At 65.2% G+C, this 8,540-nt stretch carries 9 protein-coding genes; 7 read left to right on the top strand and 2 right to left on the bottom strand.

Annotation, left to right across the window (positions count from 1 at the left end; all coding sequences use genetic code 11):
* Both A9X05_RS02775 and A9X05_RS02770 read left to right on the top strand, forming a co-directional pair.
* Window positions 1–359: glycogen/starch/alpha-glucan phosphorylase (locus A9X05_RS02775; RefSeq protein ID WP_197498889.1), on the top strand; the 359-nt coding region annotated here is incomplete at its 5' end.
* A 43-nt stretch (window positions 360–402) separates the two neighbouring features.
* Window positions 403–1,008, top strand: a complete 606-nt coding sequence (locus tag A9X05_RS02770) for a hypothetical protein (protein WP_067779066.1) — start codon at window positions 403–405, stop codon at window positions 1,006–1,008.
* Between the two features lie 8 nt (window positions 1,009–1,016).
* Here the strand turns inward: A9X05_RS02770 and A9X05_RS02765 are convergent, their stop codons facing one another.
* Window positions 1,017–1,850 (bottom strand): SDR family oxidoreductase, encoded by an 834-nt coding sequence (locus A9X05_RS02765; protein ID WP_067779063.1) that lies wholly within the window; start codon window positions 1,848–1,850, stop codon window positions 1,017–1,019.
* Between the two features lie 67 nt (window positions 1,851–1,917).
* On the opposite strand from A9X05_RS02765, the gene A9X05_RS02760 reads away from it, so the two are divergent.
* From A9X05_RS02760 to A9X05_RS02740, 5 genes are all read left to right on the top strand, one after another.
* On the top strand, window positions 1,918–3,387 hold the full coding sequence (locus tag A9X05_RS02760; RefSeq protein ID WP_067779060.1) for a hypothetical protein: 1,470 nt from the start codon (window positions 1,918–1,920) through the stop codon (window positions 3,385–3,387).
* A gap of 367 nt (window positions 3,388–3,754) precedes the next feature.
* Window positions 3,755–4,240 (top strand): MarR family transcriptional regulator, encoded by a 486-nt coding sequence (locus A9X05_RS02755; RefSeq protein WP_067779057.1) that lies wholly within the window; start codon window positions 3,755–3,757, stop codon window positions 4,238–4,240.
* A gap of 255 nt (window positions 4,241–4,495) precedes the next feature.
* Complete coding sequence (locus A9X05_RS02750) at window positions 4,496–4,930, top strand: hypothetical protein (RefSeq protein WP_067779054.1); 435 nt, start codon at window positions 4,496–4,498, stop codon at window positions 4,928–4,930.
* Window positions 4,931–5,151: 221 nt separating this feature from the next.
* The gene (locus A9X05_RS02745; protein ID WP_067756848.1) at window positions 5,152–5,550 is read left to right on the top strand and encodes an MmpS family transport accessory protein; all 399 of its coding nucleotides are present in this window, start codon (window positions 5,152–5,154) and stop codon (window positions 5,548–5,550) included.
* Entirely contained in the window at window positions 5,547–8,375 is a 2,829-nt protein-coding gene (locus tag A9X05_RS02740) for an RND family transporter (RefSeq protein WP_067779051.1), read from the top strand. Before A9X05_RS02745 ends, A9X05_RS02740 begins: the two co-directional genes overlap by 4 nt.
* Here the strand turns inward: A9X05_RS02740 and A9X05_RS02735 are convergent.
* A partial coding sequence (locus tag A9X05_RS02735; protein ID WP_156736217.1) for an SDR family oxidoreductase occupies window positions 8,372–8,540 on the bottom strand: 169 nt, incomplete at its 5' end. The two genes, A9X05_RS02740 and A9X05_RS02735, sit on opposite strands and share 4 nt — an antisense overlap.

The raw sequence follows: 8,540 nt of genomic DNA, 5'->3' as shown, positions 1-8,540 counted from the left end.
AGGAGGTCGAGGCGGTCAAGGCGAGCGGGTACCGCCCGGCCGACTACATCGACGGTGACGCCGAGCTGCGCGCGGTGCTGGATTTGATTGCCGGCGGCACCTTCTCGGGCGGGGACACCGAGGTGTTCCGGCTGCTGGTGGACAACCTGCGCCATGACGACCCCTTCCTGGTTTGCGCCGACTACGCGTCGTACGTGAGCTGCCAGGAGCGGGTGAGCGCCGCGTGGCAGGACCGGGAGTCGTGGACCAAGATGTCGATCCTGAACACCGCGCGCAGCGGGAAATTCTCGTCGGATCGGGCCATCACCGAGTACTGCGACGACATCTGGAACGTGTGGCCGTTGACCGTCAAGATGTGACGAACCTGCTGATAATCGCCCCACGCGAGCCTAGGATCTCGCCATGTCGATTATCGGCGATGCAACGGTCGTCCTCGCGCGCGTGTCGAGGTCGACGTCCAACGCCCTGCGGGTCACGCTCGCCACGCCCGACGGCACCGAACTGGCGCGCGCCCAGCAAAAGGGCGGCGCCAAGGTCCTGTTGGGCTTCAAGAACGGCGGCAAGAGCGAGTACACCCTGACGGCGGCCAACGGCGACGAGCTCAAGATCGCGGTCGCCGCGACGACCACCATCACCAACCAGAACACACCCGTGGGAAAGATCGTCCCCGCCGACGGCGCCGCGCGCTTGGAAGACGGCGGCGGCACCGTGCTGGCGGTGGTTCGGCCGCACACCGGGCACAAGGCCGACGGCGCCTGGCATCACCGCCTGCTGTCGCCCTCCGGCGAGGCCCTGGGTGTGCTGACCCTGATGACCGTCCACACCGGTTGGAGCGACATCGAATCCGAGGCCATCCAACTGCTGACCAACCACAACGTCGCCACCCTGAAGGCGCCATCGGCGGGCGCGATGCTCACCCTCGCCGCGCCGGTCGGCCCTCATCTGGGTGACGTATTGGCCGCGGCGTGCGTGGACTTCTCGGTGCTCCCCCGCGGATACCTCGAGTAGAGCCGAATCTATTGATAGCCGGGAAGATTCGGCACCCCGCTGGCGGTCAGCCATCCACCGCCGTCGACAACCAGGGTCGCCCCGGTGACATAGGACGCGGCGTCGCTGGCGAGGAAGAGCACCGCCTCGGCGACCTCGGTGGTCGAACCCGCCCGGCGCAACGGGTTCTGCGTGGCGCGATGTTGGTTGTCGCCGGTGATCCTCTTCACGCCCTCGGTTCCCGACATCGCCCCGGGCGCAACGACATTCACGCGGACGCCGTCCGGCCCCCACTCGATGGCACAGGCGCGGGTGAACGCGTCGACGCCGGCCTTGGCCGACACCACGTGCGCCTGCAAGGCCATGCCGCGGTACTGGGTCGCCGCGCTGATGTTCACGACGGATCCACCGTTTTCCCGCAGGCATAGCTCGTAAGCCGCCTTCGAAACGTTGAACGTCCCCAGCAGGTCGATGTCGACCACGGCTTTGAAGCCGCCTGCGCTCAGACCGCTGACCGGGACGGGAAAGTTCCCTGCGGCATTGTTGACGACGACGTCGAGCCGGCCGAAGGCCCGGATCACGTCCTCGACGACGGCGGTCACCTCATCGTGGCTCCGCACGTCGCAGACGCCGTAGACGGCCTCGATCCCGGCCTCCCGCAACACCGCAACCGCCGCCTCGAGGTTGGCTTCCTTGCGGCTGCAGATCGCGATCCGGGCGCCGTGGCTGCCCAGCACCCGCGCGATCTCGAGGCCGAGACCCGTGGCCCCGCCGGTGATCAGGGCCGCCTTGCCCTGCAGCAGATCGGCCCGGAACGGGCTGCGCCGGGCGTTCACGCCGTCAAGGGTACGACGGTCAACCATCGGTCGACAGTGGACGTTTTCTTCGCTCACCGCAAGGATCGAGTCATCGACACCCGGCAGGAGGAAAGTGACCCTACGATTCCGAGGGCTTGTGCTGGCCCCGTTGACGGTGGCGCTGGCAATGCTGCTGGCGCCGTCGGCCTCGGCCGACACCTACACAAACCAGCTGGTGGACAAGTTCAGCGCGCAGACCCACGTGTTGGCCGACCCGGGGGCGAATCCGCCGTTGCAGAACCCGGATCGGCTGAACGACCAAATCCTGAGCACCCGGTGGGCGTGGGCTCCGCGACCGCCGATCTGGGTGGCGGCGGTGGCGTCCAATCAGACCGGCGTGACCACCCCGGACGCCATTCACAACGTCATCCTCGGGCGCGATCCCGGATTCAGCGGGATCATTCTGGTCATCGACTCCCGGGGCTACCACGTGCGCGCCTACAACGTGCCCAGGGCGATCGCGGACAGCGTCGATCCGGTCATGAGCCAGTCCGCCAGGGACCACCGAAACGACCCGTACGGCGCGAGCAGTGAATTCGTCAGCAAGATGTCGACGGTGGCTGCGTCCTCCGGCGCACCGGCGGTGACCTCACCCGCGGTGCAGAAGAACCACAACCAGGGATCCGCGCTGTGGACCGCGCTGGCGATCATCGCCATCGGTGTCGCCGTGATCGGCCTGATCTGGTTCGCGGTGAACCGGAACCGCAAGCGCCGCAAGGACACCGACACCAAGGAACAGATCAAGCAGGAGTTGATCACCGTCACCTCGGATGTCAGCGACCTCGACAATGCGGTACTCACCAACAGCGACACGGACGTCAGCGCCGAGCAGACGAAGGCCAATGCGAGCCTCTACGACGCGCGGCAGGCCTACGAGAAGGGTGACTATGGCGCGGCACGCGCGCACCTGAGGGTGGTGGAGTCGACGGTGGCCAAAGCCAACCAGAAGCTGTACCCGGGCCGGGCCGCGCCTAACGTCGCCGACGTCTCCTCGGTGCCGGCGGGCGACCGGAAGCAGGCCTCGGTGCGGACGAGGAATCCCGATACCGGCGATTACGTGACGATCAACAACAACAACTACAGCGCCACCCCGCAGCCCGGTTATCCGCACTACTACGGCGGCGGTTACTACAACGGGATGTTCTTCTACCCGGGTTATTACCCGTACGCGTTCTGGGGTCCGGGTTGGGGTTGGGCTCTCACCGACGTGCTCTTGATGGATGCGCTGCTGGACGACCATTGGGGCGGCGGGTACGACCGCGGCTTCGAGGCCGGCCGGGACTCTGCGTATGCGGACGCGAACTACGACAGCGGGCAAAGCGCCGGCTACGACAGCCAGCAAGGCGACGTCGGGTTCGGAGGCGGTTACGACTCCGGGTTCGGCGGCAACGACAGCTCGTACTCCGGCGGCGGAGACGTGGATTTCGGCGGCGGATGGGACTCGGGCGGCGGATGGGACTCGGGCGGCGGATGGGACTCGGGCGGCGGCTCCGATTTCGGCGGCGGCAGCTCGGGTTCCGGTGGCGGCGACTTCGGATTCTGACGGAGAAGTAAGGTCTTGCGGATGAGCACGGACGGGATCAACCGGGGCATCCTGGTCGCCATGGTGGTGATCGGGGTAGATCGCGTACGCGTTGCTCTACTCGCACGCCTCGGCCGTCTTCCGGGTTCTGGTGCCCGTCGGCCTGGCCGTCGTGGTGGGGCTGATCATCCGCGACGTCGTCAACGCCCGGAAGCGGTGATCTGACGCGGCGTGCGCAAAGCATTTTCCGTGTGATGCATCACGCTCACCCGAGGCCGCCTGGGCTAGCGGGATTCGCCTCTGCCGACGCGTAATCCGCGCGGTTTGCTGTGGATGCGAGTTTGCTTTGGGCCGATCTGCATCCGATGGGTGATACATTCGGGCGATTATGGCAAGACAACCGGTCGCCGACATGGCCAAGGCCGTCGCCGAGATGATCGACACGGGCACCGATCTGACCTGGCGGTATTTGCTGTCCAACCGCAAGGAATTGAGCGCAAGCGCGACGCTGGTGCTCAACAGGGTCAACCGGGAGGGTCCCATGCGGCTGACGGCTCTCGCCGCGGCCGAGGACACGAGCCAACCGGCGATGACCCAGCTGGTCCAGCGGATGGAACGCCAAGGACTGCTCGAGCGGCTGAGCGATCCCGAGGATGGCCGGGCAGCCCTGGTCGCCATCAGCGACGCGGGCCGGGAGCTCTGGGACCTGCGCACGGACCGCCGCAGGGAGCGTCTGGCCGCGCTGCTGACCGGGCTTTCCACCGAGGATGCGCTGACGTTGTGGCTGGCCGCGCAGGTCGCCATGCCAATCCTGCGTCAACTACTCGACATCGCGGCCTCCGAGGCACCGCAACCCGCCGATGCGGCAAAGTGAGCGCGCAGCCACCAATCTGCATAATGCCCACTATGTAAAGATTGGGTGACCCGCGGCCTTTGCTCGGCGAAACCGGCAAGTGATAGCCTGCTCGGCCCGCTTTCCGCTTGACGGGCTGCATCATCCACATGATATGAAAATGAGCGTGGGAAGCGACGCCCCGCCGGCAGCCGTCGCCGCGAGGATCGACGCGGCGGCCGCGGCGGCCCATGATGGCATCGGCTCACATACCCGGGCACACGAAGGAGCGGAGCAGTGACTCTGGGCTTGTTTGGACTACTCACCGTCGTTTCCCTCGCACTGGCCGTCACCCTGGCCTCCGTCGCGGCCGTCTACGTTCGACGCCTGGAGCGGCGCAGGCCCCCGCCGATCGCCGAGGAAATCGGCAGCGCGAAAGAAGTGGTCCGCAAGTTGCGCAAGCGGCAACCGATGTCGCCCGAAGAGCTGGATTATGCGCGTCAGGTCGTGTCCGACCGCGCCTCGGTCATGGCGCTGTGCATCCCCGGTGCGTTGTTCATGCTCGGTTGCTTTTACGTGTTCGGCAGCCTCTACCACCTGCACGGGGCCACTCCGTCCGAGCGGACATTCCTCGGGGTGATACCCATGCTCACCTCATCGAACCTCGCGCTTCGCCTGCTCAGCAGCGCCCGGCTGAAAAGGCGTCTGCGCACGGCATCCGTCGCGTCATGAGGACCGCAGGCCCGTTGGCAGGCGTCAGTCACAACCTCTCGAGTTCGCGTTCCGTGCCGCAGGTAGTAATCTCTTTATCGCCGTATGTCAACCAGATTGATATGCGGCCGTCCCGCGGTCCACGGGCGGGGACGCGAGAACGCGGTGGGTAGGACGAGGTCGCGAAAGGTGATGGAGTGAGCCGTCGTTCAGTCGGCAGGACTGTCTTGCAACGAGGCTGGATGCCGTTGGTCACCGTCATCGCGGTCGGGGTGGGCCTGCTGTGCATGTACAAGGTGCACCAGTTCTCCGAACCGGAGCCGGTCATCACCGTCAACGGTCCACAGGCACCCGAGCAGTTCAATCTCAAACGGATCACCTACGAGGTGTTCGGCAACGCCGGCAACGGGGGGAGGCTCGTCTACATCGACATCGACGGTCATCCGCACCAGGTTGATTTCACCGCCCTGCCGTGGTCGCACACGGAGACCACGACGCTCTCGGTGGCGTCCGGAAGCATCTCGGTTCACGTTCGCAGTGGTCAGGTGAGTTGCCGGATGCTGGTGGATGGTGTGGTCCGCGACGAGCAGTCGGACGACCATCCGGACGCCGACGTCGAGTGCAGGGTGAAGTCGGCATGACCGAGCATCGCCTCGACGAGACGCGGCCCAAACGCCCGTTCATCCCCAGGATGGTGCGGACTTTCGCGATCCCGATCATCTTCTTCTGGGGTCTTCTCGCGGTCACCACGAACACCTTCATGCCCCAGGTGGAGCGGGTCGCGGAAGAGCTTGCGGGCCCCATGGTCCCGCATTACGCGCCCTCGCAGCGGGCGCTGCTGCACATCGGTGAGAAGTTCCACGAATCCAACTCGACCAACTTGACCATGGTCGTGTTCGAGGCGAACCGACCGCTGGGAGACGCCGACCACCGGTACTACGACGACCTGATGCGCCGCCTCCAGCACGACACCCGGCATGTGCAGTACGTAATGGACCTGTGGGGCAAGCCATTCACCGCGGCGGGGGCGCAGAGCGTGGACGGCAAATGCACCTACGTGCTCCTGCGTCTCGCCGGTGACATCGGGCAGATCCAGGCCAACCAGTCCGTGGACGCCGTCCGCGACATCATCAAAAAAGACCCGCCCCCGCCCGGCCTGAAGGTCTACGTCAGCGGCGCGGCTCCGTTGGCCTCCGACACGCTCGCCATCGCCAACGCCAGCCTGAACAACGTCACGATCGTCACGATCATCCTCATCGTCGTGATGCTGCTGCTGGTATACCGCACCCCGTCCACCCTTTTGGTGCCCCTGCTCGGGGTGCTCATCGAGATGCTCGTCGCCAAGGGCGTCGTCTCGACGCTCGGGCATTACGGATACATCGAACTGTCCTCGTTCGCCGTGAACATCGTGATCGCGCTGACGCTGGGAGCCGGAACGGATTACGGCATCTTCCTGATGGGCCGATATCACGAGGCTCGGCAGGCGGGCGAAAGCCGCGAGGACAGTTTCTACATCGCGTACAAGGGCGTCGCGCCCATCATCATCGGCTCTGGCCTGACGATTGCCGGCGCGTGTTACTGCTTGACGTTCGCGCGCCTGAACTACTTCCACACCATGGGGCCGGCCGTCGCGATCACCATGCTGTTCACCATCGCCGCGGCGATGACGCTGGGACCGGCGGCACTGACCGTCGGCAGCCTTTTCGGGATGTTCGACCCGAGAACCCCCACCCATGGTCGCCTCTATCGGCGCATCGGCGCGAGCGTGGTGCGCTGGCCGGTTCCGATCCTGGTGGCCAGTACCGCCGTCGTCATGATCGGGGCGATCTTCGTTCCCACCTACCGGCAGAACTACGACGACAGGCAGTACCAGCCGGCCAGTGCGCCAGCCAATTTGGGCTTTCAGGCGGCCGACCGGCACTTCCCGAAGAGCAAGCTGTTCTCCGAGATGCTGATGGTCGAAACCGATCACGATATGCGCAACTCGGCCGACTTCATCTCGCTGGACCGGGTAGCCAGAGCCCTGATCCGTCTGCACGGTGTGGCGATGGTGCAAGGCATGACGCGGCCGTTGGGCCGCGCGCTCGAGCACGCCAGCATCCCCTACCTGTTCACCACGCAGGGCAGCGGCAACGGGCAACAGCTCCCGTTCAACAGGGAGCAGAACTCCAACACCGACGCGCAGGCCGACATCCAGGCGCACTCGGTCGAGGTGTTGCGCAAGGAGATCGGCTTCTTCCAGAAGGTGTCCGACGAACTGCATCAGACGGTCCTGACCGTCGAGGACCTACAACGGGTCAGCGACGACATCCGCGACGAGGTCTCCAACGTCGACGACTTCTTCCGCCCGATCAAGAGCTACTTCTATTGGGAGAGACACTGTTTCGACATTCCCATCTGCTGGACGTTCCGTTCGCTGTTCGAGACCATCGATCAGATCGACAAGCTGGCCGACGACATCGCGGATGCGAAGGTGTCCCTGCAGGAGGTGGACAAGACCTTCCCGCAGATCATCGCCCAACTGAAAGCCACCGCCGACGATACCGAGGCACTGCAGTCGAAATTGGTCAACAGCTACGGATCCGCCGATCTGCAAACCGTGCAAACGGAGCAGACTTTCGATGATCTGATCAACGTCGGGAACGACTTCGACAAGTCCCGCAGCGACGACTTCTTCTACATCCCGCACGAGGGATTCGACAACGAGGACGTCAAGACCGGCATGAAGCTGATGATGTCGCCGGACGGCAAGGCGGCCCGTTTCATCGTCACCCACGAGGGCGATGCGATGGGCCCCGAAGGGGTCGAGCACGTCGCACAGTTCCCCGACGCGATCAAAACGATCCTGAAGGAGACCTCGCTGGCGGGCGCGCGGATCTACATCGGGGGTTCGGGATCCAACGATAAGGACATCAAGGAATACGCGATGTCCGACCTCATGATCGCGGCCATCGCAGCCTTCGTGCTGATCTTCTTGATCATGATGTTCATCACGCGAAGTCTGGTGGCGGCGTTCGTGATTCCCGGCACCGTGGCGTTCTCCTATGCCGGCGCGTTCGGGCTTTCCATCCTGGTCTGGCAACACCTCATCGGCCTGCACCTGCACTGGCTGGTCCTGCCGTTGACGTTCATCATCCTGGTGGCCGTCGGGTCGGACTACAACCTGCTGCTGATCAACAGGGTGAAAGAGGAGTTGCACGGCGGAATTCACACTGGTCTCATCCGGGCGCTCGGCAGCACCGGCGGCGTCGTGACGTCCGCGGGTTTGGTGTTCGCCTTCACCATGCTCGCGATGCTCACCAGCGACCTGCGCACCATCGGTCAGGTGGGCTCGACCGTGTGCATCGGCCTGCTGCTCGACACGCTGATCGTGCGTTCGTTCGTGGTGCCGAGCATCCTGCGAATCCTCGGGCCGTGGTTCTGGTGGCCGACTTTGGTGCGCACCCGCCCGGCGGCGGCGCGCTAGCCGGCGCCCTTGCCGTTGTCGACGCGATAAACGGCACCGTGGACGGCGGCCGCGGCGTCGCTCGCCAGGAAGGCGATGACGTTCGCCACGTCGACGGGCTGCATCATGCCGCGCGGGGAAGCGGTGCGCATGATCAGGTCGTAGTTCGGGTTCTCCGGCGCCCTG

The organism is Mycobacterium sp. E3298 (assembly GCF_001666895.1).
GTDB lineage: Bacteria > Actinomycetota > Actinomycetes > Mycobacteriales > Mycobacteriaceae > Mycobacterium.
The sequence above is the reverse complement of the archived record's forward strand: the minus strand, read 5'-3'. Positions and strand labels throughout refer to the sequence as shown.

Excerpts from the sequence above, each read along its gene's own strand:
- A9X05_RS02740 (WP_067779051.1), top strand. The coding sequence starts at position 5,547 with ATGACCGAGCATCGCCTCGACGAGACGCGGCCCAAACGCCCGTTCATC.
- A9X05_RS02765 (WP_067779063.1), bottom strand. The coding sequence starts at position 1,850 with ATGGTTGACCGTCGTACCCTTGACGGCGTGAACGCCCGGCGCAGCCCG.
- A9X05_RS02755 (WP_067779057.1), top strand. The coding sequence starts at position 3,755 with ATGGCAAGACAACCGGTCGCCGACATGGCCAAGGCCGTCGCCGAGATG.
- A9X05_RS02745 (WP_067756848.1), top strand. The coding sequence starts at position 5,152 with ATGCCGTTGGTCACCGTCATCGCGGTCGGGGTGGGCCTGCTGTGCATG.
- A9X05_RS02770 (WP_067779066.1), top strand. The coding sequence starts at position 403 with ATGTCGATTATCGGCGATGCAACGGTCGTCCTCGCGCGCGTGTCGAGG.